At 47.6% G+C, this 23,400-nt stretch carries 25 protein-coding genes and 1 pseudogene; 17 read left to right on the top strand and 9 right to left on the bottom strand.

All coding sequences use genetic code 11. The annotated features are described in order from the left end of the window. Nucleotide 1: 1 nt before the first annotated feature. Entirely contained in the window at nt 2-1,192 is a 1,191-nt protein-coding gene (locus H7R39_RS03385; protein ID WP_185897962.1) for a serine hydrolase domain-containing protein, read from the bottom strand. A 247-nt stretch (nt 1,193-1,439) separates the two neighbouring features. Here H7R39_RS03385 and H7R39_RS03380 point away from each other — a divergent pair, with 247 nt between their 5' ends. Then, entirely contained in the window at nt 1,440-2,072 is a 633-nt protein-coding gene (locus H7R39_RS03380) for a GntR family transcriptional regulator (RefSeq protein WP_228724713.1), read from the top strand. Between the two features lie 128 nt (nt 2,073-2,200). On the opposite strand, the gene ttdB is transcribed toward H7R39_RS03380, so the two are convergent. The 7 genes from ttdB to H7R39_RS03345 all read right to left on the bottom strand — a co-directional run bounded on the left by ttdB (nt 2,201) and on the right by H7R39_RS03345 (nt 8,249). Beyond that, nucleotides 2,201-2,821, bottom strand: a complete 621-nt coding sequence (gene ttdB, locus H7R39_RS03375) for a L(+)-tartrate dehydratase subunit beta (RefSeq protein ID WP_185897960.1) — start codon at nt 2,819-2,821, stop codon at nt 2,201-2,203. Beyond that, complete coding sequence (ttdA, locus tag H7R39_RS03370; protein WP_185897959.1) at nt 2,818-3,717, bottom strand: L(+)-tartrate dehydratase subunit alpha; 900 nt, start codon at nt 3,715-3,717, stop codon at nt 2,818-2,820. The genes ttdB and ttdA overlap by 4 nt, the downstream gene beginning before the upstream one ends. Next, entirely contained in the window at nt 3,710-4,180 is a 471-nt protein-coding gene (locus tag H7R39_RS03365) for a ribosomal maturation YjgA family protein (RefSeq protein WP_185897958.1), read from the bottom strand. Before H7R39_RS03365 ends, ttdA begins: the two co-directional genes overlap by 8 nt. Before the next feature lie 87 nt (nt 4,181-4,267). Continuing rightward, entirely contained in the window at nt 4,268-5,014 is a 747-nt protein-coding gene (gene larB, locus H7R39_RS03360; RefSeq protein WP_185897957.1) for a nickel pincer cofactor biosynthesis protein LarB, read from the bottom strand. Further along, a complete protein-coding gene (gene larE, locus H7R39_RS03355; protein ID WP_185897956.1) occupies nt 5,001-5,783 on the bottom strand; it encodes an ATP-dependent sacrificial sulfur transferase LarE in 783 nt (260 codons plus the stop codon). Before larE ends, larB begins: the two co-directional genes overlap by 14 nt. Next, nucleotides 5,755-6,996 carry a nickel pincer cofactor biosynthesis protein LarC gene (gene larC, locus H7R39_RS03350; RefSeq protein ID WP_185897955.1) on the bottom strand — a complete coding sequence of 414 codons (1,242 nt, stop codon included), beginning with the start codon at nt 6,994-6,996 and terminating at the stop codon, nt 5,755-5,757. The genes larE and larC overlap by 29 nt, the downstream gene beginning before the upstream one ends. A 2-nt stretch (nt 6,997-6,998) precedes the next feature. Then, nucleotides 6,999-8,249 carry a lactate racemase domain-containing protein gene (locus H7R39_RS03345; RefSeq protein WP_185897954.1) on the bottom strand — a complete coding sequence of 417 codons (1,251 nt, stop codon included), beginning with the start codon at nt 8,247-8,249 and terminating at the stop codon, nt 6,999-7,001. A gap of 213 nt (nt 8,250-8,462) precedes the next feature. Between H7R39_RS03345 and H7R39_RS03340 the strand changes: the two genes are divergently transcribed. Next, nucleotides 8,463-10,142, top strand: coding sequence for an anaerobic C4-dicarboxylate transporter (locus H7R39_RS03340; RefSeq protein ID WP_185897953.1), 1,680 nt, complete (start codon nt 8,463-8,465; stop codon nt 10,140-10,142). Nucleotides 10,143-10,644: 502 nt separating this feature from the next. Here the strand turns inward: H7R39_RS03340 and flhB are convergent. Beyond that, nucleotides 10,645-11,721 carry a flagellar biosynthesis protein FlhB gene (gene flhB, locus H7R39_RS03335; RefSeq protein WP_185897952.1) on the bottom strand — a complete coding sequence of 359 codons (1,077 nt, stop codon included), beginning with the start codon at nt 11,719-11,721 and terminating at the stop codon, nt 10,645-10,647. Nucleotides 11,722-11,838: 117 nt separating this feature from the next. Between flhB and H7R39_RS03330 the strand changes: the two genes are divergently transcribed. The 15 genes and pseudogenes from H7R39_RS03330 (at nt 11,839) to atpG (ending at nt 23,397) form a co-directional block, all read left to right on the top strand. Next, nucleotides 11,839-12,450 carry a hypothetical protein gene (locus H7R39_RS03330; RefSeq protein WP_185897951.1) on the top strand — a complete coding sequence of 204 codons (612 nt, stop codon included), beginning with the start codon at nt 11,839-11,841 and terminating at the stop codon, nt 12,448-12,450. Then, nucleotides 12,395-13,393: a hypothetical protein gene (locus H7R39_RS03325; protein WP_185897950.1), complete on the top strand. Its 999-nt coding sequence runs from the start codon at nt 12,395-12,397 to the stop codon at nt 13,391-13,393. Before H7R39_RS03330 ends, H7R39_RS03325 begins: the two co-directional genes overlap by 56 nt. Before the next feature lie 100 nt (nt 13,394-13,493). Then, nucleotides 13,494-13,808: a 50S ribosomal protein L21 gene (gene rplU, locus H7R39_RS03320; RefSeq protein WP_002947447.1), complete on the top strand. Its 315-nt coding sequence runs from the start codon at nt 13,494-13,496 to the stop codon at nt 13,806-13,808. A gap of 11 nt (nt 13,809-13,819) precedes the next feature. Further along, complete coding sequence (rpmA, locus tag H7R39_RS03315) at nt 13,820-14,077, top strand: 50S ribosomal protein L27 (protein WP_002943616.1); 258 nt, start codon at nt 13,820-13,822, stop codon at nt 14,075-14,077. Between the two features lie 263 nt (nt 14,078-14,340). After that, complete coding sequence (gene obgE, locus H7R39_RS03310; RefSeq protein ID WP_185897949.1) at nt 14,341-15,396, top strand: GTPase ObgE; 1,056 nt, start codon at nt 14,341-14,343, stop codon at nt 15,394-15,396. A 204-nt stretch (nt 15,397-15,600) separates the two neighbouring features. Beyond that, complete coding sequence (locus H7R39_RS11615; protein WP_185897948.1) at nt 15,601-15,822, top strand: EF-hand domain-containing protein; 222 nt, start codon at nt 15,601-15,603, stop codon at nt 15,820-15,822. A 156-nt stretch (nt 15,823-15,978) separates the two neighbouring features. Then, nucleotides 15,979-16,899, top strand: a complete 921-nt coding sequence (gene fmt / locus H7R39_RS03300) for a methionyl-tRNA formyltransferase (RefSeq protein ID WP_185897947.1) — start codon at nt 15,979-15,981, stop codon at nt 16,897-16,899. A 91-nt stretch (nt 16,900-16,990) separates the two neighbouring features. Further along, nucleotides 16,991-17,626 (top strand): biotin--[acetyl-CoA-carboxylase] ligase, encoded by a 636-nt coding sequence (locus H7R39_RS03295; RefSeq protein WP_185897946.1) that lies wholly within the window; start codon nt 16,991-16,993, stop codon nt 17,624-17,626. A 159-nt stretch (nt 17,627-17,785) separates the two neighbouring features. Beyond that, nucleotides 17,786-18,568, top strand: a complete 783-nt coding sequence (locus tag H7R39_RS03290; RefSeq protein ID WP_122863273.1) for a ParA family protein — start codon at nt 17,786-17,788, stop codon at nt 18,566-18,568. Nucleotides 18,569-18,571: 3 nt separating this feature from the next. After that, nucleotides 18,572-19,423, top strand: coding sequence for a ParB/RepB/Spo0J family partition protein (locus H7R39_RS03285; protein WP_185897945.1), 852 nt, complete (start codon nt 18,572-18,574; stop codon nt 19,421-19,423). Nucleotides 19,424-19,521: 98 nt separating this feature from the next. Next, complete coding sequence (locus tag H7R39_RS03280) at nt 19,522-19,944, top strand: F0F1 ATP synthase subunit B family protein (RefSeq protein WP_122863275.1); 423 nt, start codon at nt 19,522-19,524, stop codon at nt 19,942-19,944. A 1-nt stretch (nt 19,945) separates the two neighbouring features. Continuing rightward, nucleotides 19,946-20,443 carry a F0F1 ATP synthase subunit B gene (locus tag H7R39_RS03275; protein ID WP_185897944.1) on the top strand — a complete coding sequence of 166 codons (498 nt, stop codon included), beginning with the start codon at nt 19,946-19,948 and terminating at the stop codon, nt 20,441-20,443. Beyond that, nucleotides 20,443-20,973 carry a F0F1 ATP synthase subunit delta gene (locus H7R39_RS03270; protein ID WP_185897943.1) on the top strand — a complete coding sequence of 177 codons (531 nt, stop codon included), beginning with the start codon at nt 20,443-20,445 and terminating at the stop codon, nt 20,971-20,973. The genes H7R39_RS03275 and H7R39_RS03270 overlap by 1 nt, the downstream gene beginning before the upstream one ends. Before the next feature lie 12 nt (nt 20,974-20,985). Continuing rightward, nucleotides 20,986-22,503, top strand: a complete 1,518-nt coding sequence (gene atpA / locus H7R39_RS03265; protein ID WP_185897942.1) for a F0F1 ATP synthase subunit alpha — start codon at nt 20,986-20,988, stop codon at nt 22,501-22,503. A 9-nt stretch (nt 22,504-22,512) separates the two neighbouring features. After that, nucleotides 22,513-23,397: pseudogene (gene atpG, locus H7R39_RS03260) on the top strand (ATP synthase F1 subunit gamma). Nucleotides 23,398-23,400 lie beyond the last annotated feature (3 nt).

The raw sequence follows: 23,400 nt of genomic DNA, 5'->3' as shown, positions 1-23,400 counted from the left end.
TTTAGCGTAAAATTTCTCGCAACCGGTCGATACCGCGGTGAGTTAGCGAGTTAAATTTGGCATCAAGCGGCAAAGGCTGAGATGAAAACTTAGCAATCACCAGATCGCTTTGCGGCTCGATAAATAAATTTTGCCCGAACACTCCAAGTCCAAAGACCAACGGATGCTCGCCGCGCTCGACGTACCATTTGCTACGGTAGTGCATCGGGCGTTTTTCGTAAAATTCGTAAAAATCGCCGCCATCCCAAGCCTCGCGGCTTCCAGCCGTTAGAATATCTTTTAGCCACTGCGGCGGTACGATCTGTCTGCCGTTTGCTGTACCCTGCGTTACGAATAGTCGCCCGAGTCTAGCCATATCTCTCGTCGTGCAGTTTAACCCGCCGGCGCATCTTGGCGCACCCGTACTATCGACCGTTATATAGGCTTTTTCTTGCGCTCCTAACGGTTGCCAAATTAGCTCGCTTAGCAAGTCGGTGTAGCGAACACTCGTTACTCGCTCGATCGCCCAACCTAGCAGGTCGGTATTTGGCGATGCGTAGTGAAAGCGCTCATTGTGTCCGCCGTCGCTCTCCTTAAGCGTCCCGAAAAATTCGCGCAAATTCGTCTTCTCGTCGCATGGTAAAAACGGATCCCATCCCTGAGCTTTGCGGTAGGCGATGATTTTGCCTGAGGAGGCGAGGTAGTTTTCGTCAAATTCTACCCCCGCGCGCATATCGAGCAGATCGCGCAGGCTCGCTCCCGCGTATGCCGTATCTTTGACCTCCGGTAAAATATCCGTAACTAGCGTGTTTAAGTTCAAATTTTGCCTCTGTGCCACGATGCCGTAAAGCAGCCCCAGTACGGACTTTGAGACCGACATTAAAATGTGAGGACGATTTGGTTTGAGCTCGCCGAAGTATTTTTCATATACGAGCTTGCCTTTGCGCAAAATAACGATACCGTCGGTGTAAGTTTGCTCAAGCCAATCGTCAAATTTTAGCTCGCCGCCGTTTTCTTGCAATGAAAAATCGGACAAATCTTGCATTCGCGCTTCAAAAGGCGTAAATTCGTCGCGGTCGTTATCTATGATAGCCGATGGCACGATCTCGCAGACGTGGCTAAAAGCCCAACGGTTAAAAGGCGCTTTTCTCCAATTGCTTAAATCCACTTGAGACTCTTTTGCGGGCGGAAAACCTTGCATTAGCGTCGCCATTCTTTACCTCCTAGTAAAAGATATATTAGATATTATATATAATGTATTATATGCCTTAAAGGTAAACAGTTAGTAAAATTTAATCTGTTTTTTACTTAATTTTTTTAAGATTTTTTCTTTTTAGAAAGTGTGAATTTGTTTTTGAAATACTAAAATAGGCGAGCTTTTATATGTTTTTTATGTATAATAGCTCACAAAAAATCGGAGTTAAATTTAAATGATGTATAACAATGCCCTAGGGCGCCCTATGACGACAACGGAATTTATAGTTTATAGCTTAAGTCAAGAGATATTAAACGGCAAAATAAAATCAGGAACCAGACTCACGCAAAACGAAATTTCAAAAAAATTTAACGTCAGTCAAACGCCCGCAAGAGAGGCTCTAAAAATCCTTACCGCAGAAGGATTAATAAGCTTTGACCCCTATAAGGGCGCGATAGTAAAAGGACTTTGCTATAAAGATGCTAAAGATATCTATGATTTGAGGATTTTACTGGAGCCAAAGCTTATCGCGGACGGCTTTGAAAATTACGACGAAGAAAATCTGCAAAACGCTTTACAAGTGCAGCAAAAGATAGAAGAGTGCGATGATTTTAACGAGTGGGCGCTGCTAAACGCCGATTTCCACAGGTGCTTTTGGCAAAGCGAGGCAGGAAGCAGGACGTTTGCGATAGTGGAAAATTTGATGTCGGCCTCGATCCCATACGTTTCTTTGTCCTTGCACTATAAAAAGACGCATCTTAAAGCCTTTAACGCGCAGCACAGAGCGATACTGGAGGCCTATAAAGATAAAGATCTGGAAAAGCTCATCAAACTAAGCGTCGAACATACGGCTCAAACGAGAGAAATTTTAGAAGATGCGATAAACAGCGTCCTTTAAAATTTGAATACGAGAATAATAAAACTCAAAAAAGACAGACTTATTCAAAAGCGCTTTAATTTACTCTAAACCTTGTGAATTTTGACGTAAAATTTAAAGCGCATTTGATGTTGTTTCTGTAAATTTAGCTATTTTATAAACCCGACCTGCGGTAAAATTTCAGCTAGCGCTGCATCCTTTTTCTCGTTAAATTTGACCTTATTCTGCTCGAAAAGATTATTTCCGTGCGCGTCAATCGAGACGATGAGCGGGCCAAACTCCTTCACGCGGCACTTCCACAGCGTCTCGGGCATCCCAAGCTCCGTCCAGTCGGCACTCTCGATCTCCTCGACCTGCGTCGCGGCGACCACCGCGCAGCCCGCAGGAAATACGCAGTGTATCGCGCCAAACTCCTTGCAGCCGCTCATCGTGCCCTCGCCCATGCCGCCTTTGCCCACTATCAGGCGCACGCCCGTTTTAGCGATAAACTCGCGCTCGAATTTCTCCATCCGCATGCTCGTAGTCGGCCCCACGGAGACCATCTCGAAGGCCTCTTTACCGCCATCGTCCATTTTTCTGATGATCGGCCCCGCGTGCAGGATCGCGCCGCCCCTGATATCTAGCGGCAGCTCGCGGCCCTCCTCTACGACGCGTCTATGCGGCACGTCGCGGCATGTGACGATATGCCCCGTGAGGTATATGACGTCGCCGATTTTGATATCCGCTAGGTCCTCTGCGCTGATCGGCGTGGTTAAAATTTTCTTACTCATAGCGCGAACTCCTTGTGCGATTTTACGTCGAAATTTAGCTGCTCGTCCCAGACGATATGGCCTTTGCGGTGCGACCAGCAGCCTACGTTTACGGCGACGGCGATGACGCTTGGGTGGCGGGCGCAGTTTTCGATATGTACGCCCATCACGGAGCTCGCGCCGCTCATGCCTTGCGGGCCCAGGCCGATTTTATTGATGCCATCTTCGAGTAGCTTTTCGGTTAGCGCGGCTCGGTCGTTTGGATTATGCGAGCCTAGCGGTCTCATCAGCGCTTTTTTGGATAGCAAGGACGCCACGTCGATCGAGGTGCCTACGCCTACGCCCAATAGCAGCGGCGGACAGGCGTTTATGCCGTAACTGGTCATTATGTCCATGACGAATTTCACGACGCCCTCGTAGCCCATGCCGGGCATCAGCACGATTGCCTTGCCGGGTAGACTACAGCCGCCGCCCGCCATGTAGGTGTGTATCTCGCACTCGCTACTTTGCGGCACGATCTCCCAAAAGACGCTAGGCGTGCCCTTGCCGACGTTTTTACCGGTGTTGTACTCGTCAAACGTCTCGACGCTGTTGTGGCGCAGCGGAGCCTCGCGCGTCGCTCGCAGTACGGCCTCTCGCAGCAGCTCCTCAAGCTCGCCGATGAGCGGGAAGTTCGCTCCGCAGCGCACGAAAAACTGGATCACGCCCGTATCCTGACAGGACGGACGGTCTAGCTGCTTAGCTAGGCGCTGGTTTTCAAACATCGTTTTGTAGATCTCCTTTGCCAGCGGCTGCGTCTCGCGCTCGCTAAGCTCCCGCAGCTTCGCCGTCACGTCGTCAGGTAGCACCTTGCCCGTGTAGCCGACGAATTTCGCCATGACCTCGGTCATCTTTTGCACGGCTTTTTCTTTATCCATCGCTTCTCCTTTGCCAAATTTTACTTTCAAATTTTTCATAAGCGCCCGCTAGGATGCAACCCACGGCGTAGCAGAGCAGGTCGGCAAAATCAAACGTCCCGCCGATCATTACTTTTAAAATTTTATTTTCTACGCCTAAAATTTGCACCGCGCCCAAATACTGCGCGAGCTCCAAAGCCGCCGCAAACGCGAAAATTTTAAGCGGCAAATTTAAAGATGGCGCGCTAAATGTAGCCCGAGCCAACGCGTAAAGCAAGATGACGGCAAAAACGTCGCCCGCATAGTGTCGCACGAAGCCGCCCTTTACGCAGATCGCGATGTAAATTTCGACCGCCAAAAGCACGCCAGCCGCGGCTAAAAACGCTAGCCTTGTTCGTGCACTTTGCCTTGTTTGCGGCTTTTGCGCGAGCTTTTTCGCGCCCTTCGGTCCAGCCTTTTGCTCGTTTAAATTTTCCTCTCGCAACGCTTTCCTTTTAAATTTAGCCTTCAATTTAACTCGTTAACTCGCACGCTCAAATTTAGCCGTTAAATTTCCTCGCGCGGCGTAAATTTATAGATGATTTATCAGGCTTGCGTTATATGCTGCGCCGAAGCCGTTGTCGATATTTACGACGCTCACGCCGTTTGCGCAGCTGTTTAGCATCGCTAGCAGCGCCGCCAGCCCGCCAAAGCTCGCGCCGTATCCCACGCTGGTGGGCACCGCGATCACCGGCACGCTCACAAGGCCTGCAAGCACGCTAGCTAGCGCGCCCTCCATGCCCGCCACTGCGATCACGACCTTTGCGCCGCGTATCTGCTCTAAATTTGCGATCAGCCTATGCAGCCCGGCCACGCCCGCGTCGCTAAATTTGCGCGCGTCGTTGCCTAGAAATCGCGCCGTTTCGTACGCCTCCTCCACTACCGCGCCGTCGGCGGTGCCGGCAGATACTATCGCGATGTAGCTTTGCGTGAGCTCGGGCTCTTTAAATTTGACGCTGATGACGCGGCCGCGAGCGTTAAACTCCGCCTGCGGTAGCGCCTCGCGCACCCGCTCGAAAACCCGCTCGTTCGTGCGCGTGATCAGGATATTTTGCCGCCTCGCGCCGATCGCCTCTACGATACACAAAATTTCATCATCCGTCTTGCCCTCGCCGTAGATCACCTCTCCCGCGCCGTTTCGCAGGGCGCGCTGGGTATCGATCTTGGCACAGCCCACGTCCTCGTATGGGTAATTTTTCAGGTATTTTAGCACCTCTTGCTCGCTCATGTGGCCGCTTTTTATCCCCGCAAAAAGCTCTAAAATTTCATCTTCTCTCATGCAAAACATCCTCTCTAAGCCCCTTTAGATCGAGCGTCACATCCGCAGCGCCCAGCGCCACGAGCCGCCTAACGACGCTTTTAAATTTCGCGTCGTTTAGAAAGCTTTGCATGCTAGAAAAGGGCATTTGCAACTTTATATTTTTGCGGTCGCATCGCGCACGGACGTTTGCGTAGCCGCTTGTGATGAGCAGATTTTCCGCCGCTTCGATCAAATTTAGCTCGCTCTCATCGATCTCGCGCTCGTACGGCAAGCGCGTTAGCAAGCACGCATAGCCTGGCTTTTCGGCTGTGGGTAAGTTTAGCTCGCGCGATAGCTCGCGGATCTCAGCTTTGGTTAAATTTATCAGCGGCGAGAGCACGCCTAGCTCCTCTTTTGCTTTGAGCCCGGGGCGGTATTCGCCCAGATCGTCTCGGTTCGTGCCGTCTGCGACACGGCTAAAGCCAAGCTCACGGGCGCGCTCGATCAGTCGCGAAAACACGGCCTTTTTGCACAGATAGCAGCGGTTTTCGGGATTGTCTTTGATCCCCTCCGCGACGCCTAGCTCTAAAATTTCGTGCCTGATGCCGTAGATGCGGGCAAATTCTACGGCTTCGGCGATCTCGCGCGAGGACATGTAGGGCGATCTTATCGTTATGCCGATCGCGCGCTCACCTAGCGCGTCGTGCGCCGCGCGTAGCAGCAGCGAGCTATCCGCGCCGCCGCTAAATGCGACCGCGAGTTCACCCAGCCCGCGCAGATCAGCCTTTAGTTTTTCTAGTTTCGTCATAGATTTCTAACGCCTCTTTTCGCACCAGCTCTATCGTCGTGCCGTGCGCGAGCGCCGCGGCCTTGCAGTCGTCAAATTCTGGCTTTATTTTTTGCGTTTGCCCGTTGCCAGAAATTTTGAGCCCTATCTCGCCAAATTTAGTCTGCACACGCACAAACTCGCGCTTTAGCTCGGTTTTAGCAATCTCTATCTCGCGGACGCCGATCGCCGTCGTGTGCGTAAAAATCAGATCCTTTAAATTTTGCGCGTCCTGTTTGCGGCACAGCGCGTTTAGCTCAAAGCCCGCGCGCCCCTTTTTCATAAAAATAGAGCGACTAAATACGTCCAGCGCGCCGTTTTCGCGCAAAATTTCGCACGCAAGCGCAAAACTCTCGGCATCCATATCGTCGATGTTCGTGGAGATCAGAATTTGCTTGCAAACCTCGCCATGGCCAGCTCGCGCGCTTAAATTTCGCTCGCCGCTTTCGTCGCTTAAATCTGCCTCGCATATCATCACTCGAAGTAAGTTTGCAAAGCCCGCCGCGTCTTTGCTGCCCGCGCCGTAGCCGATCTTTTCTATTTTAAAGCTCGCGCCGTCCGTAAATTCGTCCGCGCAAGTTTTTAAAATCGCCGCACCCGTGGGCGTAGTCATCTCGAAATTTGCGCGCCCGAGGCTTACGGGCACGCCTTTTAAAATTTCGCAAACGGCTGGCGCAGGTACGCTAAGCTCGCCGTGATCGCAGATCGCTACGCCGCCGCCAAGCTCGATTTTGGAGCTTATGACGTGCGAGACGCCGAGCTTTTCAAAAAGATACTCGAGGCAGATCGCCGCGCCAGCGACGTCCGCGATGCTATCGACCGCGCCGACCTCGTGAAAATGCACCCGCTCTATGTCCGTACCGTGGACTTTGGCTTCCGCCTGCGCGATCGTGCGAAATATCGCGTCCGCTCTTTGTTTGCAGCGCTGGCTTAAATTTGAACTCTCTAAAATTTGCCTGATACCCGCGTAGCTTCTGGCATGGGGCTGCGATTTTAGCGGCACGACGTCGATTTTGGTCGCGGCGATGCCTTTTTTTAGCACGTTTTTGCGCACAAGCTCAAATTCGCCGGCCAAATTTAACTTCTCTAGCTCGGCGCAAAGATAGTCAAAATCTACGCCAAGCTCCACCAGCGCGCCTAAATTCATATCGCCGCTAATACCGCAGCTAGCATCATAGTATAAAATTTTAGCCATACTTAAACCTTAGGCACAGTCATAGAGCCAAACGGCAAGATGATGATCCCGGCGTCCGCGCCCTTTTGCGCGAGCGCGTCGTCTAGGGCCTTTTGCAAATCATGATACGGTTTTAGGTGTACGGCTCGCATCTCGTCGTCGCTGAGATCGCTCACCGCCCAGGTCTGCGCCCAGAGCGAGATTTCAGCCATTTTAGCGGCCTTGTGGTAGCCGAGCTTAAAGCCCGCGCTAATCTTTTCTAGCACCTTTTTAGGCGTATCCGCGGAAGCCATCAGATCAAAAAACGGCTTTGGTCCGATGCCGGTGCGGCACTTTGCGACCATTATTAAAATTCCGTCCTGCGCGAGCGCTAGTTTGCCGTTATCTAGGGCTTTTTGCGCCTGATAGAGATCGACGTCCATCGGATAGGGCGCAACCGAGATCACGATATCGGCCTTGCACGGGATATTTACGCAAAATACCTCGTCGGCCTTTTTTACGCAGTCGTAAAAGCTGTTGTTTAGATCGCCTGCGCTTGCGTAATACACGCCGTGCTCGCTGTCAAGCACCGTCTGGATCGAAAAAACGTCGATGTGAGCTAGCACTTTCATCGCGTCGATCATATCCTCGTGCACGGGATTGCCCTCTAGTCGCAGAGCTTGCGCGTCGGCGCTAAGAGCGAGCTTGTGGTTTTGCGTGATGCTCTCATACGACGCAGTACCCGGCAAAAATGCCTTTCTGCCGCCCGTGTAGCCCGCGAAATAGTGCGGCTCGACAGAGCCTATGACGATTACCTTTTTGGCTTCTGCTACGATTTTGTTTAGATACATCTGCGTGCCGTTTTTGGACTCGCCTAAAAATACCATCTCGTCGTGCTTGGAGTCGTGATCGTGAACTTCGTTTTTGGCGTTAAGCTCCGCGTAAATTTCTTTACCGAAGATCATCTCGTACTCATCGAGCGTGCCTTCTCTGTGGCAGCCCGTGGCGATGATGAAAATTTTCTTTTTATAGCGTAGCTTTGGGTAAATTTGCTTTAAAACTTTTGCCGTCGGCGTAGGTCTCGTGCCGTCATTTACGATGACGACGATCTTTTCGTCGCCCGCGATAAACTCGTCAAAGCTTTTTTGATTTATCGGATTTGCTAGAGCCTTTGCGATGAGCGCCTTTTCGTCAAATTTAGCCACCGGGTTTGGATCGAAAACTCCGAGCAAATTTTTCTCGTTTATCTCTAGGCTTAGATGATCGTCTTTGCCGTATGCGATAGGGATTTGCATATTTACTCCTTAAGCAGATTTATTAATTTTTAGTCTCGGGATTATATATCAAATTTTCTTTTAAAAGCATTTGGCGCGGTTAAATTTGAGTAGCGGCCGCGTCAAATTTCATAAATATATGATTAATATTTACAAATGTATTTTTAATTTTTTTATTAGTATTTAATTTTAATATTTATATAATCGCGGCGTAATTTCCAAAAAGGAGAACAAATGGAATTCCTAACCAGTTTGAGTGAAAGCACTCAGTTCACTCTCCAACTAATCGTAGTGCTCGGATGTCTATTCTACGGCGCTAAAAAAGGCGGTATGGCGCTAGGCGTACTAGGCGGCATCGGTCTTGTTATCTTGGTATTTGCATTCGGTATGAAGCCGGGCAAACCCGCAGTAGACGTTATCCTCACGATCCTAGCCGTCGTTGTAGCAAGCTCCACGCTACAAGCCGCGGGCGGTCTTGACGTTATGCTTCAGATAGCGGAAAAAGCGCTAAGAAAAAATCCTAAATTCGTCTGTATCCTAGCCCCTCTTTGCGGCTGGACGCTAACCGTTCTATGCGGCACCGGACACACGGTCTATACGCTGCTACCGATCATTTACGACGTATCTATTAAAAGCGGCATCCGTCCGGAAAGACCGCTGGCTGCGACTACGATCTCTTCTCAGCTAGCCATCATTGCTAGCCCGGTTTCGGTTGCTGGCGTATCTATGGTCGCCGTTTTGCTAGGCACGGGCACCGTTCATATCGACGGCTTTACTAGCTACGTAGATCTATTAAAAGTCACTATCCCGTCTACGTTTATCGGTATGCTTATCATCGGTACTTACTCGATCTTTAGAGGTAAAGACCTAGATAAAGACCCTGACTTCCAAGAGAGGATCAAAGACCCTGAGCAAAGAAAATACATCTACGGCTCAGACGAATCTCACTCGCTAATCGGCGTAAAACTCCCTGCTAAACAGTGGAACGTAATGTGGATATTCCTAGCTACCATCGCTATCGTGGCGGTTCTAGGCTACTATAAACAACTCCGCCCTAGCTGGACTAGCAACGTCCCTGGCAAATCTATCGAAATCGTAGTAGATAAAAAAGTAGTTAAAAACATCACCGTAAAAGACGGTCAAGTAGTCTCTACCGTAGATAGTAGCAAAGTCGTTTCAAACGTAAAAGACAACAAAGTAAAAGACGCTACTAAATTTACGAACGTAGAAGTCCTAGATAAAGACAAAAAAGTAACTCAAAGCTTCGTGCTTCAAGACGGCAACGTAGTCATCACCAAAGGCGACAAAACCGAAACCGTCGCAAACGCTAGCATCGTAGTAAAAGATACTATGAAAAAGACCGCCCCTCTAGGCATGGTCGATACGATCCAAATTTTCATGCTTTTAGCCGCGTCCATCATGATGATCTACTCAGGCATCAAAGCTGCTAAGATCGCTCAAAACGAGATTTTCCACAGCGGTATGGTTGCGCTCGTAGCGATCTACGGTATCAGCTGGATGGCTGATACTATGTTCCACTCTCATATCGAGATGCTAAAAGGCTCGCTAGGAGAGGTGATGAGAGCCTATCCGTGGATGTATATCGTAGTAGGTATGTTGATTTCTAAGTTCCTAAACTCTCAAGCAGCAGCCGCCGCGACGTTTGTACCGCTTGCCGTTCAGATCGGCGTGGATCCAGGCATCATCGTCGCGTTTGCTACGGCTTGCTACGGATACTTCATCCTTCCTACATATCCGAGCGACCTTGCGGCGATCCAGTTTGACCGCTCGGGTACGACTAAGATCGGCAAATACGTCATCAATCACAGCTTCATCATCCCTGGCCTTATCGGCGTGTTTAGCTCGTGCGCAGTGGGTTGGGTATTAGCTAATCTGTACGGATTTATTAAATAATTTTGCTTTTAGACAAGCTGCCTTTGCGGCTTGTCTTTTTCCTTTATACTTCGTTGGAAACTCAGTCGGCTTCGGTCACGGACGACTAGTCCGCTCCCTCGCCTCCGTCGTTTCCGCCTCGTCTAAAGAAAAAATACTTCGCCTTAACTTTTTACGTTCAAATTTATAGATTTCACTCGCCAAAACCCGCATCTTGAAAATGCAAAATTGAAACCTGCGACGCTTTGCGTCAGCAAAGCTATGTCGCCTCCTTGAACGTGCAGTGGGGTAGGTGGGGGTTTGGGGGCGGAAGGGCGACGCTTCGTAAGTAGAAACCCCTTCCGCCTCCCAAGGAAAAAGAAAGCCTAAAAATTTAGAGAAGTTAATTGACAAAACCAAATTTTGGCATTTTTGCGATACAGGTCTCGGCGAGTAAAATTCTAAAATTTATCCAAATTTGAGCGGCGCAAATTTGACTCCAAATTTGGCTTCAAATTTACAGTTAAAAAGTCAAATTTAAATTTCACTTCAGCCTATCGCCGAATTTTTGTTTGTCGCTCATATAGACGAAGCTTAGCACCTCGGCGACGGCGCGAAAGAGCTCTGCTGGGATCATATCGTTTACTTCGCACATCTTGTACAGCTCGCGCGCTAGCGGGGGATTTTCGACAATTTTGACGTTATTTTGCACTCCGATTTGCTTGATACGAAGCGCTAGAAAATCCACGCCTTTAGCGAGGATCACGGGCGCTTTTTCCTTTGTTTTATCGTAGCGAAGGGCGACGGCGTAGTGGGTCGGGTTGGTGATGATGACGTCTGCTTGCGGGATATTTTGCATCATTCTGTTGCGCGCGGCTCGCATTTGCAGCTGGCGGATGCGTCCTTTTACCTGCGGGTCGCCCTCCATCTGTTTGTACTCATCCTTGATCTCCTGCTTGCTCATTCTTAGGTCGCGAAAATACTGAAAACGCACGATCAGCACGTCAAGAAGCCCGATGATAAACATCACGATTAGCATCACGGCAGCTAAAATCAGCATTTTTTCTTTTAGCCACGCTAGCTGCGCCGCCATCGAGAAAAAAAGTGTATGGGGCAGCTCTTTGATGAAGCTTAAAAACATCAAAAACCCGACCGTAAAAACCGCCGTGACCTTGAGTACCATTTTGATGCCGTCTATCAGCTTTTTGAGCGAAAAGAGATTTTTGAGCCCTTTTAGCGGATTGATTTTGTTTAAATTCGGCTCCAAAGGCTTAGTCGTAAATATAAATCCAAACTGCATGAGATTAGCGACGACGCCTGCGATCGCGATACAAACGGCGATAGGCAGGATGATGAGCAGCGTGCGAAATATCGTCGTGATCGCGACGCTAAAGAGCAGCTTGCGCGTAAATTCCTGCCCGATGAGGCTCTGATAGTAGTTATATAGCGTGAAAAACTGATCGCCGATAAAGCCAAGAAGCGCCACCACGACGAAGATCGCGACCGCAAGCGTGACGAAGCCGGCTAGGTCTTGGCTTTTGGGAACGTTGCCGTCCTTGCGCGCGTCTTCGATCTTTTTGGAGGTGGGTTCTTCGGTTTTTTCTTGGTCTTCGCCTGCCATTTTCGTCCTAAATTTATCTTGCTGAGCGTTTTGGCTCAAATTTGCTTAAATTTGGGCGATTATACCTAAAACGAGGTTAAATTTTACGCTACAATTGTCTAAATTTAAAGGAGGAAAATGCAAAAACTTGACTGTCACGTAAGTGAGTGGTTCGGGCAGATGAGGGCGCGCAACGAGGCTGTCGCAGATCACTTTAAAAGCCGTAAAATCCCCTACGACGAGTCAAATTTGATAGAAGTTTTAGAAAGCTCGCAGGATAAATTTGATCTCCTTTGGGCTACTATCGCCTTGCGCGAGCTGGGTACGGCGCGCGCGATATCCGCGCTAAAAGGCGCCGTCAAATTTAAAAGCCAAGACGTGCAGGGTAGCGCGGCTTTAACTATCGCGTTTTTAGCAAATGGCGGCGAGAACGGCTTTTTGGCGAGTTTGCTCGCTAGCAAAGAGTATCGCGCGAAATTTTACGCGATGACGGGGATTTTATATAAAGAGGACGCGGCGCACTCGGCCTTGCCTTTTGTTTTGGAGTATTCAGCCAAGGCGACCAAAGGCTGTAAGGTGCTTGCTAAAACAGCGTGCGAAGGGCTAGACTGGCTCTATCTAGCTAGATACGGCGCGCATTTGCCCCAGGCGCAAGAAATTTTTGATAAAATAAATAAAAATAGGAAGTATGTAGATGAAAACGTTTTTACAAGACTCGCAGGAGAATTCCCGCAAATTTTCACGATCTGAAAAACCGCAAAAGAGCGAAACCGAGCTGCTTTTGGACGAGTGCGGCGAAGTTTTAGCCAAGCTAAAAAAGAAAAATTTAACCGAGCGAGAGTTTTTGTGCGAGTTGATAAAACTGATGGCTTTTTCGATACCGCAAATTCCTTATGAAATTTGGCTCGAAAAATGTATAGAAAGCGGCGATGTGGAGGCTTTAAACGATCTTGTTTTTCAGTACGCCAGAAACGAGCTGCTGCCCGGCTGCGAGGGCGGGTACGATCAGTGCGAGAGGCTGATACATACGTTTCTTGCGCTAGCGTGCGGCGACATGAGCGGCGCCAAAAACGTAATGACGCACTCTATGCCGCCTAGCACGAACGGATATAGATTTTTGTGCGTGATGAGCGATCTGGTTTCGGCGCTGCTATGGGACGATAAAAAATCCCTTGAGCCCGCACTCAAAAAAGCGCGTAGATTTGCGGACTCCAAAAAGCCGATAAACGAAAGAGAAGCGGTAAAATTTATCCTTGCGCTACACGAAAAAGACGCGGCCGCGATGAGCGAGAGTTTGAGTAATTTTTGCGTAAAAGTTGCTAGAACCGCCGCGCCGCAATTTGAAAAGAGGATTAGTTTTTTTGCGCACGGACTTTACGCTTTGGCGCATTATCTCTTGCCTTTTGAGATTTTTGAGCGCATTTGCCTGCCGAAAGCTAAAAATTTCAATGAAAATTACGCAAAAAGGCTTTTAGGCGGCAAACCGGCGCAGCCCAAATTGTATTTTAGCTTTCCGCCAGAATTTGAAGTTTTTAATCAAATTTTAAACGCTTTGCCGGCTAAAACCGTTCTTTGCCAGCCTTTTGACGGGCCTTCGCCGAGCGATCAAATACGCTTCCTAGATCACGATACGATGGTTGAAAATTTAGCGGACAAAATTTTAAAAGCTAGGACATTAAACCAAAATTTATAAATTTTTGGGTATCATCCGTCTCTTACAACCAACAAAGCTCCCCAAGTCTTTTGAAATCCAAAAGCGCTTTTTGGTCTTACCAAATTTAGAAAGGTAGAGTATGTCAAAATACGCTATATTTAAGCACGGCGGCAAGCAGTATCGCGTCAGCGAAGGCGAATATCTTAAGCTTGACCATTTCAGTGCTGAAGCAAAATCATCAGTCGAGATTACGGACGTTTTGTGCGTAAACGACGGTGAAGTAAAGGTAGGCGCGCCGTTCGTAAAGGGTGCGAAAGTCGTTCTTGAAGTCGTAAACGAGGGCAAGGATAAAAAAGTCGTTATTTACAAAAAACGCAGACGCAAAGACTCAAAACTAAAACGTGGTTTTAGAAGACAGTTTACACGCGTAAAAGTCGTAAGTATCGCAGCTTAAGGAGATAAGAAATGGCACACAAAAAAGGTCAAGGCTCAACCCAGAATAACCGAGATTCCATCGGACGACGCTTAGGCGTTAAAAAATTCGGCGGCGAATTCGTTCGCGCGGGCAACATCATCATCCGCCAGCGCGGTACCGCTACTCACGCGGGCAGCAACGTCGGCCTAGGCAAAGATCACACGATTTTTGCGCTAATCGACGGTTTCGTTAAATTCGAAAGACTAGACAAAAACAGGAAAAAAGTTTCAGTTTATCCTGCTGCGTAATCCTTGGGGCGAAAGCCCCTTTTTCTTTTAAAACCACCCAAATTTTTAAAATCCAAAAATCTTTTATATAACAAAAATAATCATCGCGTTAGTTACCAAATTTTAAAATTTGACCATTTGTATTGTGTTAATAACGGCGCTTGGCAAATCGTTTGAACTTTTCGGCAAATCAAATTTTAATCAATAAACCGATATAATCCGAAAATTTCGCAAAATAACGAACCGAAAAACAATGAAATAAAATTTAAAAACTAAGGCAAGAAATGTTTATAGATAGCGTAAATTTAACCCTAAGCTCGGGTCACGGCGGAGCTGGATCGGTGAGTTTTCGCCGCGAAAAACACGTGATTTTAGGCGGACCGGACGGCGGTGATGGCGGTGACGGCGGGGATGTGTATTTTGTCGCCGATAACAACACTCACACGCTGGCGGCGTATAAAGGCAAAAAGGCCATGCGCGCGCAAAACGGCGAGGCGGGTATGGGGCGCAGGATGCACGGCAAAAGAGGCGAGCATCTCGAGCTCATCGTGCCTCCAGGTACCGCGGTGCTGGATGCTGAGACGGGCGAGCTACTCTGCGACTTAACGAGCGAGGGGCAGCGCGAGCTGTTTTTAAAAGGCGGCAAGGGCGGGCTTGGCAACGTGCACTTCAAAAGCTCGATCAATCAAGCCCCTGAATATGCGCAAAAAGGTCTTGAGGGCGAAACGCGCGAGGTGCGGCTGGAGCTTAAGCTCATCGCCGACGTGGGGCTCGTGGGCTTTCCAAACGTGGGCAAAAGCACGCTAATCTCGACCGTCTCAAACGCCAAACCCCAGATCGCAAACTACGAGTTTACTACGCTCACGCCAAAGCTCGGCCTAGTCGAGGTCGATGAATACAGCGGCTTTGCCATGGCCGATATCCCGGGCATCATCGAGGGCGCTAGCGAGGGGCGCGGGCTTGGCGTGCAGTTTTTAAAACACGTCGAACGCACTAAAATTTTGCTTTTTATGCTCGATCTTGCGAACTACCGCAGCCTTGAGGAGCAGTTTGACGCGCTGAGGGCCGAGACGGCGAAATTTTCAGAGGAGCTTGCAAAAAGAGACTACGCGATCGCTCTAACTCGCGCGGACGCGGCCGAAAATTTGCAGGAAAAATTTGACGCGTTTTTGTCGCATTTGGGGCTTGCGGGCACGGCTGGCGAGATGAATTTTAAACAAGATATTTATGAATTTGACGCCTCTAAGCCGTTTTTTGTGATGCCGATATCTTCGGCGACGGGGCAAAATATAAACGAGCTAAAATTTAACCTGCTTGAGCTGCTTAAAAAGGAGCTGTAGGTTGCGCCAAAAGCCGCGCCGCAGAGGGCTTTTGCGAATGCAGGCCTTAAGCACGTCCGTATATGTGGGTAAATTTTATATTTATCGCTCGCAAACGCCGCAAAAAGATAAAATTTAAGGATGCGAAATGAATAAAATTTTATTCTAGTATTTTTATGCTTCGGCGCATACGCTTGCGATCCCGCCGATCCGGTGCCGAATTTTATGGACTTTAACGACAAGGATCATGGCGGCGCGCTGAGCTTGCAGGAGTGGACAGCGAGCGAGGTGCCGTCTGGGTTGAGAGCAGAGCTAAATCTGCGCTCAGGCTCGGAATTTAAGAGGCTCGATGCTAATCGTGACGGCAAGATTAGCCTTGATGAGCTGGGGGCGAAACCGTCTGCAAAGATTTATTGGTCCAAAGATCCGTGTGCTTTTTGGCCGTGAAAGGATCAAAGCGGAGATGAAAATCAAGCCGCCGTCAAATAAGGCGTACGAGTGTGAACCAGGGTTTACCTCACGGTTTGCGTAAAATTTGTTTCGAGCACGATTGCGCCCGCATGATCGCTCGCGCCGTGATTTGGCTAAATTTAAAGGAAAAGAATGAATATAGTTTTTATGGGAACGCCTGAGTATGCGGCTAAAATTTTACGCGCGCTTGCGGGGGCGAAATTTAATATCGCGGCCGTCTTTACGCAGCCTGACAAGCCTGTCGGCAGGAAGCAAATTTTAACTCCCAGCGAGGTTAAAGTTTATGCGCAACAGCGCCTTCCCGCCGTGCCGATCTTTCAGCCCGCAACGCTCAAAGACGAGGCGGTAGCAGAACAGATAAAAGAGCTAAAGCCCGATTTTATCGTGGTTGCCGCATACGGTAAAATTTTGCCGCAAGTCATCCTTGATGTTACTCCTTGCATAAACCTGCACGCTTCGATCCTGCCTAAATACCGCGGCGCGAGCCCTATTCAAAGCGCGATCTTGGCGGACGAAAAGCAGACGGGCGTGACGGCGATGCTGATGGATGCGGGGCTTGATACGGGCGATATGCTTGATTTTGCCTACACGCCTTGCGAGGATAAAACGGCGGCGCAGCTGTTTGACGAACTGGGTGATCTAGCGGGCGAGCTGATAGTGCGAGTGCTGCGAAATTTTACAAATTTAACGCCGCTCAAGCAAGACAATGCGCAGGCTACGCACTGTAAAAAAATAAGCAAATCTGACGGGCTTTTTGGCTTTGAGCAGAGTGCGGAGCAGATTTATAATAAATTTCGTGCGCTAACGCCCTGGCCGGGGATATATCTAGCTAGCGGGCTAAAAATTTTGGATTTAGAGATCTTGCGCGAATCTTGCGGGCGTAAATTTGAACGTGCGGGCGAAATTCTGCACGTCGGCAAGCTCGGCTTTTGCGTCGCATGCGGCGAGGGCGCGGTTAAGATCATAAAGGTGCAAGAGCCCGGCAAAAAGCCCGTGGACGCTAGCGCGTATCTAAACGGCAAGCGCCTTGGCGTCGGCGATATAGTGTCGTAAATTTGAGCCGAGCGAAGCTTGCCTTGTAAATTTAACGATACGAATGCGCTCGCAGCGTAAAATTAATCAGCAAATTTAAAAGGAATAAAATTTGAGAATAGAGTTCGCAGATAGCGTCCCCTCTACGCAAAAAGTTTTAGTCGAGGGGCTACGAAACGGCGAAATACAGCCTCCTTTTGCGCTAGTGGCAAAGGAGCAGACGCAGGGTATCGGCAGCAGAAACAATACGTGGAGCGGGCTGGAGGGCAATCTATTTTTTTCATTTTGCATGAGCGAGACGGCGCTACCCGGCGATCTAAAAGGCGAGTCGGCGTCGATTTACTTTTCGGTGATAATGCGCGAAGCGCTCGCGGCTCGCGGCTCGAAAATCTGGCTAAAATGGCCGAACGACTTTTACGTCGGCGATAAAAAAATCGGCGGAACCTTGACGACGAGGGTCGGCGAAATTTACGTTTGCGGCATGGGTATAAATCTAAAAAACGCGCCCGAAAACGCTGGAATTTTAGATATAGACGTGAGCCCTAGCGCCGTGGTCGGGGAGTTTTGCAAGAGGCTGCAAGCGGCTCCGTCTTGGGCGGAAGTTTTTAAAAAATTTGAGAGCGAATTTGAAAAATCAAGAGAATTTATCACGCACTTTGAGGGCGAAGAGGTAGCGCTCAAAGATGCAAAACTCCTGCCCGACGGCTCTTTGGACATAGGCGGACGAAGAGTTTTTTCGCTCAGATAAATTTGCTTAAATTTAACGTAAAATTTAATATTTTTACGAAATATCGGCTGGGACGAGTCGCGAAATTCTTTCAGAAATTTTAAAGCCGAAACTAAACTTGGACAAAGTAAGTTTTCTGTAGAATTAATCAGTTAAAAAACAAAAATTTGGAAAATTCTCATGTGTGAAATTATAACCATTGCAAACCAGAAAGGCGGCGTCGGGAAGACGACCACGGCGGTAAATTTGGCCGCATCGCTAGCGGTGGCTGAAAAAAAAGTCCTACTCATCGACATCGATCCGCAGGCAAACGCGACGACAGGAATGGGCTTTAGTAGAAACGACTACGAGTATAACATCTATCACGTACTCACGGGTCGCAAAAAGCTCTCGCAAATCGTGCTAAAAACCGAGATCCCGACGCTTTTTCTAGCGCCTTCAAACATCGGTCTGGTAGGCATCGAGCAAGAGCTAAGCGAACAGAGCAAAGACTGCCAAAAGATACTAAAAAGCAAGATCGAAGAGGTCGAGGGACAGTATGATTTTATCATCATCGATAGTCCTCCGGCGCTAGGTAGCATCACCGTAAACGCCCTAAGCGCTAGCGATAGCGTGATAATCCCGATCCAGTGTGAATTTTACGCATTAGAGGGGCTTGCACAAATTTTAAACACGGTCAAAATAATCAAAAAAACCATAAATCCAAAGCTAAATATAAAGGGCTTTTTGCCGACCATGTACAGCTCGCAAAACAACCTCGCTAAGGAAACCGTGGCAAATTTAAAGCAGCATTTTGAAAATAAGCTGTTTAAAACAAAGGACGGCGATGGAGACTTCGTCATAGTGCCGCGAAACGTAAAACTCGCCGAAAGCCCGAGCTTTGGAAAGCCTGTGATACTATATGACATAAAATCGCCCGGCTCGCAAGCGTACCAAAATTTAGCGTATTCGATCTTAGGGTAGAAGATGGCGAAGAGAAGTTTAGGGCGCGGACTGGGCGCTATACTAGAGGACGTCGAGCTTGCGTACAAAGCTGAGCTAAACGAGGGCAACAGCGATATAGTAAAGGATATCGATCTAGACCTGATCGTCGAAAACCCGTATCAGCCGCGTAAAAATTTCGACGAAACTGCGCTAAGGGAGCTTAGCGAAAGTATAAAAAGACACGGACTAATCCAGCCGATCATCGTCATAGAAAAAGACGGCGGATATATGCTGATCGCGGGCGAGAGGAGATTTCGCGCGACTAAACTGCTAGGCGAAAGCAAGATAAAGGCCATAGTTGCCGATATCGAAAGCCAAAGCTTGCGCGAGCTAGCGCTCATAGAAAATATCCAAAGAGAGGACCTAAATCCGATCGAGCTTGCAAATTCTTATAAAGAGCTCATAGACGAATATAAAATCACGCAGGATGGGCTCGCAAACATCATCCACAAAAGCAGGGTTCAGATAACAAATACGATGCGACTTTTGAGCCTTAGCGCCGTGACGCAAGAATATATAAAAGAAGGCAAACTAACGCAAGGGCACGCCAAAGTCATCGTGGGCCTTGAGCCAAACGACGAAAAAACGGCGGTCGATACCATCATCGGGCAGCGCCTTAGCGTGCGCGAGACGGAAAATTTGGTAAAAAATTTAAAAAATAAATTGCCGCCTAAAACAGCACTTAAGTTAGATGAAAGATATCTTGAAAGACTAACGAATTTAAAAGAGATTTTTTCTAGATTTGACGTACCGGTTAAGATAAAAGGCAAAAAAATCACTATCGAATTTGACGACATAGCTGATATCGATAGGCTAATAAACAAGATAAAATAAAAATATTTCTTTAAATTTAGCTTGTTTTATCCTTTTTTTTTGTAAAATAAGCACGGTTTTATTATGCTTAAGAAAATATTAAACTTTAAGGAGATTTGATGTTGGAAATTAATTTGCCGCTAGTCGTCCTAACGGCAGTTATTTTTCTAGGGCTTATCGCCGTTTTAAATTCCATCCTTTACAAGCCTCTACTTAAATTTATAGACGCTAGAAACGATGCGATAAAAAACGACGAAGAGAGCGCTAGTAAAAATACGAGCGATCTTGGCGTGTATGAAGCGCAGATAGAACAGCTCATAGCTGCCGCAAGAAACGAAGCCGGCAAGATCAAGCAGGAGGCTATCAACGCCGCAAAAGACGCGGCCGCTAAGATAGTCAGCGAAAAGCGCGGAGTTTTGGAGGCTGATTACGATGCTTTTATCCAAAATTTAAACGCTCAAAAGAGCGATTTTAGAGCTGATTTACAGCAAAAATTGCCTGAACTTCAAGCTGCTTTAAAAGCAAAACTCGCAAGGATTTAATATGAAAAGCAAAATTTTACTTTTATTATGTCCTTTTGTTTTGATGGCGGACGGCGGATACGACATCGTACCTAGAACGATAAACTTTATCGTTTTTGTCGCAATTTTGTATTATTTTATAGCAAACCCTATCAAGAACGCCTACAAGGGAAGAATCGCCGGTATCGCGGCAAGACTTGATAATATCGAGCAAAAACTAAAAGACTCAAAAGCCAAAAAAGACGACGCTCTAAGACGCGTAGAAGAAGCCAAAGCAAATGCTGCTAGTCTAGTAGAAACCGCTAGAAAAGAGGCTGTTTTGATCTCTGAGCGCATCAAAGAAGAGACTAGACAAGAGGTTGCAAATCTGGAAAAAAGTTTCCAAGATCAAAAAGAATTTGAAAAAAGACGCATGGTTAAGTCCGTCGTAGGCGAAATTTTAAATGAAATCTTCGCAAGCGACAGCGTTAAAATGGATCAAAGCGAGCTTATCAATATTATGCTTAAAAGGGTCGGCTAATGAAAGAACTTATCGCAAAAAAATATGTAAAAGCTCTAGTTAGCGACCTTAGCAAGGATGAGTTTAATAACTTTACCGCTAAACTACAAGAGGTCGCAAACGCATTCGCAAATGAAAAATTTCAAAATATCATCGTTTCGCCGAATTTAAAAAATAGCCAAAAAGCCGATTTCGTCCTATCTTTAGTCGGTGAGGCGGATCAGAAATTTGTAAATTTCATAAAACTGCTCGGCGAAAATAAAAGACTTGATATTTTGCCTAATATCGTTTCAGAGCTTTTAGCGCAAAAATCAAAAATGGACAATATTTTTTACGGCAAAATTTACGGCGGCTCGCAGATCAGCCAGGCTCAAATTTCGGAGCTTGAAAACAGCTTTTCTAAGAGATTTAACGCAAAAATCATTTTAGAGCCGGTAAAAAGCGATTACAACGGTATCAAGATCGAACTAGACGATCTGGGCGTGGAGGCTAGCTTTTCGGTAGATAGGCTAAAAGCCCAAATGAGCGAATACATATTAAAAGCAATATAAAGGAGAAAAAGCGTGAGTGCAAAAATAAAAGCAGATGAAATCAGCGCCATCATCAAGGAAAGGATTGAAAATTTCAGCCTTAACGTCGATGTAAACGAGACGGGCAAGGTTATATCCGTAGCCGACGGCGTTGCTAACGTTTACGGCCTAAAAAACGTTATGGCCGGCGAGATGGTCGAGTTTGAGAACGGCGAAAAAGGCATGGCTCTAAACCTAGAGGAAAGTAGCGTCGGTATCGTTATCTTAGGTAAAACGGACGGTATCAAAGAGGGTTCGAGCGTAAAACGCCTAGCTAAGCTTTTACGCGTTCCTGTTGGCGATGCTTTGATAGGCCGCGTCGTAAATTCGCTCGGCGAGCCGATAGACGCCAAAGGCCCGATCGAAGCTAGTGAGACTAGATTCGTCGAGGAAAAAGCAAAAGGAATCATGGCTAGAAAGAGTGTTCACGAGCCGCTTCAAACAGGTATCAAAGCTATCGATGCGCTAGTGCCGATCGGCCGCGGACAACGCGAGCTCATCATCGGCGACCGCCAAACTGGTAAAACTACCGTCGCGATAGATACCATCATCAACCAAAAAGGTCAAGACGTTATTTGTATCTACGTAGCGATCGGACAAAAACAATCAACTGTCGCTCAAGTCGTTAAAAAACTCGAAGAGTACGGTGCTATGGAGTACACTATCGTGGTAAATGCCGGCGCTTCCGACGCTGCTGCGCTTCAATACCTAGCTCCTTATGCGGGCGTAACAATGGGCGAATACTTTAGAGATAACTCTCGCCACGCCCTAATCATCTATGACGATCTTTCAAAACACGCCGTCGCGTACCGTGAAATGAGCTTGATTCTTCGCAGACCGCCGGGCCGCGAAGCTTATCCTGGCGACGTTTTCTATCTACACTCTCGCTTGCTAGAGCGCGCATCTAAGCTAAATGATAAGCTAGGCGCTGGTTCTCTAACGGCTCTTCCTATTATCGAGACGCAAGCGGGCGACGTTTCGGCGTATATTCCAACAAACGTTATTTCTATCACCGACGGTCAAATTTTCCTTGAGTCCGATCTATTTAACTCAGGTATCCGCCCTGCGATCAACGTCGGTCTTTCAGTTTCTCGCGTCGGCGGTGCAGCCCAGATAAAAGCTACCAAGCAAGTTTCGGGAACGTTAAGACTTGACCTTGCGCAATATCGCGAACTTCAGGCGTTTGCGCAGTTTGCGAGCGACCTTGACGAGAGTTCGAGAAAACAGCTTGAGCGCGGTCAAAGGATGGTCGAGGTGCTAAAACAGCCTCCTTACAGCCCGCTTGCCGTTGAAAAGCAAGTCGTTATCATCTTTGCCGGTACGAAAGGCTATCTAGACGATATTCCGACCGTAGCCGTTACAAAATTTGAAGCTGAGTTTTATCCTTATATAGAGGCGAAGTATCCTGAAATTTTCGAGCAAATTCGAACCAAAAAAGCACTTGACAAAGAGATCGAGGAGCTTTTGCATAAGGCGCTAAAAGACTTTAAAGCGACGTTTGCCGCTAACTAAGGCTAGAATATGTCAAATTTAAAAGATATAAAACGAAAGATCAAGAGCGTCCAAAACACCCAAAAGACGACGCGCGCGATGAAGCTGGTATCTACGGCTAAACTTCGCAAGGCTGAAGAAGCAGCTCGTCACTCTAGGGTTTATGCACTCAAGATCAACGAAGTTTTATCTGAAATCGCCTATAAGATCAATCAATATCGCTCCGTAAACGCCGAGAGTAAATTTTTCGACGTTAAGGAGAATATCGAGAAGGTCGATATTATATTTGTTACCGCAGACAAAGGGCTTTGCGGCGGTTTTAATATTTAGACTATTAAAACCGTTAGAAATATGATTAACGAATTTAAGGCAAAAAAAGAAAAGATAAAGCTTCGCGCGGGAGGTAAAAAAGGGATAGAATTTTTTAGCTTCCAGGGGATAAATTTGCTTGAAAAATATGTCGGCGTGAGCTCGTCTCCAACCTATGAGAAAGCTCAAAATATCATAAAAGACGCGATAGACGACTTTATAAGCGGTGCGACTGATAAGGTTATTTTAGTGCATAACGGCTACAATAACATGATCTCTCAGCAAATTCGCATAAACGACATCGTGCCGGTCGAGCCGCCGAAACTCGTCGAAGTCGAGACGAATTCTTTGATGGAATTTGAGCCGAGCGACGACGGTAAAATTTTAAACGAACTACTTACGAAGTATTTCGAGTATAGCATGTATTACGCTTTAGTAGATAGCCTCGCGGCTGAGCACAGCGCCAGAATGCAGGCGATGGATAACGCGACCAACAACGCCAAAGAGCGCGTCGCACAGCTAAAACTATCGTATAACAAGGCTCGCCAAGAGTCTATCACCACTGAGCTTATCGAAATTATCAGTGGCGTCGAATCAATGAAATAATTA

Origin of the sequence: Campylobacter massiliensis (genome assembly GCF_014253065.1) — a bacterium.
GTDB classification, from domain to species: domain Bacteria; phylum Campylobacterota; class Campylobacteria; order Campylobacterales; family Campylobacteraceae; genus Campylobacter_A; species Campylobacter_A massiliensis.
The sequence above is the reverse complement of the archived record's forward strand: the minus strand, read 5'-3'. Positions and strand labels throughout refer to the sequence as shown.

Bases quoted from the DNA above. Each gene is read 5' to 3' on its own strand.
- H7R39_RS03385 (WP_185897962.1), bottom strand. From the start codon at position 1,192: ATGGCGACGCTAATGCAAGGTTTTCCGCCCGCAAAAGAGTCTCAAGTG.
- H7R39_RS03380 (WP_228724713.1), top strand. From the start codon at position 1,440: ATGACGACAACGGAATTTATAGTTTATAGCTTAAGTCAAGAGATATTA.
- ttdB (WP_185897960.1), bottom strand. From the start codon at position 2,821: ATGAGTAAGAAAATTTTAACCACGCCGATCAGCGCAGAGGACCTAGCG.
- ttdA (WP_185897959.1), bottom strand. From the start codon at position 3,717: ATGGATAAAGAAAAAGCCGTGCAAAAGATGACCGAGGTCATGGCGAAA.
- larB (WP_185897957.1), bottom strand. From the start codon at position 5,014: ATGAGAGAAGATGAAATTTTAGAGCTTTTTGCGGGGATAAAAAGCGGC.
- larE (WP_185897956.1), bottom strand. From the start codon at position 5,783: ATGACGAAACTAGAAAAACTAAAGGCTGATCTGCGCGGGCTGGGTGAA.
- larC (WP_185897955.1), bottom strand. From the start codon at position 6,996: ATGGCTAAAATTTTATACTATGATGCTAGCTGCGGTATTAGCGGCGAT.
- H7R39_RS03345 (WP_185897954.1), bottom strand. From the start codon at position 8,249: ATGCAAATCCCTATCGCATACGGCAAAGACGATCATCTAAGCCTAGAG.
- H7R39_RS03340 (WP_185897953.1), top strand. From the start codon at position 8,463: ATGGAATTCCTAACCAGTTTGAGTGAAAGCACTCAGTTCACTCTCCAA.
- flhB (WP_185897952.1), bottom strand. From the start codon at position 11,721: ATGGCAGGCGAAGACCAAGAAAAAACCGAAGAACCCACCTCCAAAAAG.
- H7R39_RS03330 (WP_185897951.1), top strand. From the start codon at position 11,839: ATGCAAAAACTTGACTGTCACGTAAGTGAGTGGTTCGGGCAGATGAGG.
- H7R39_RS03325 (WP_185897950.1), top strand. From the start codon at position 12,395: ATGAAAACGTTTTTACAAGACTCGCAGGAGAATTCCCGCAAATTTTCA.
- rplU (WP_002947447.1), top strand. From the start codon at position 13,494: ATGTCAAAATACGCTATATTTAAGCACGGCGGCAAGCAGTATCGCGTC.
- rpmA (WP_002943616.1), top strand. From the start codon at position 13,820: ATGGCACACAAAAAAGGTCAAGGCTCAACCCAGAATAACCGAGATTCC.
- obgE (WP_185897949.1), top strand. From the start codon at position 14,341: ATGTTTATAGATAGCGTAAATTTAACCCTAAGCTCGGGTCACGGCGGA.
- H7R39_RS11615 (WP_185897948.1), top strand. From the start codon at position 15,601: ATGGACTTTAACGACAAGGATCATGGCGGCGCGCTGAGCTTGCAGGAG.
- fmt (WP_185897947.1), top strand. From the start codon at position 15,979: ATGAATATAGTTTTTATGGGAACGCCTGAGTATGCGGCTAAAATTTTA.
- H7R39_RS03290 (WP_122863273.1), top strand. From the start codon at position 17,786: ATGTGTGAAATTATAACCATTGCAAACCAGAAAGGCGGCGTCGGGAAG.
- H7R39_RS03285 (WP_185897945.1), top strand. From the start codon at position 18,572: ATGGCGAAGAGAAGTTTAGGGCGCGGACTGGGCGCTATACTAGAGGAC.
- H7R39_RS03280 (WP_122863275.1), top strand. From the start codon at position 19,522: ATGTTGGAAATTAATTTGCCGCTAGTCGTCCTAACGGCAGTTATTTTT.
- H7R39_RS03275 (WP_185897944.1), top strand. From the start codon at position 19,946: ATGAAAAGCAAAATTTTACTTTTATTATGTCCTTTTGTTTTGATGGCG.
- H7R39_RS03270 (WP_185897943.1), top strand. From the start codon at position 20,443: ATGAAAGAACTTATCGCAAAAAAATATGTAAAAGCTCTAGTTAGCGAC.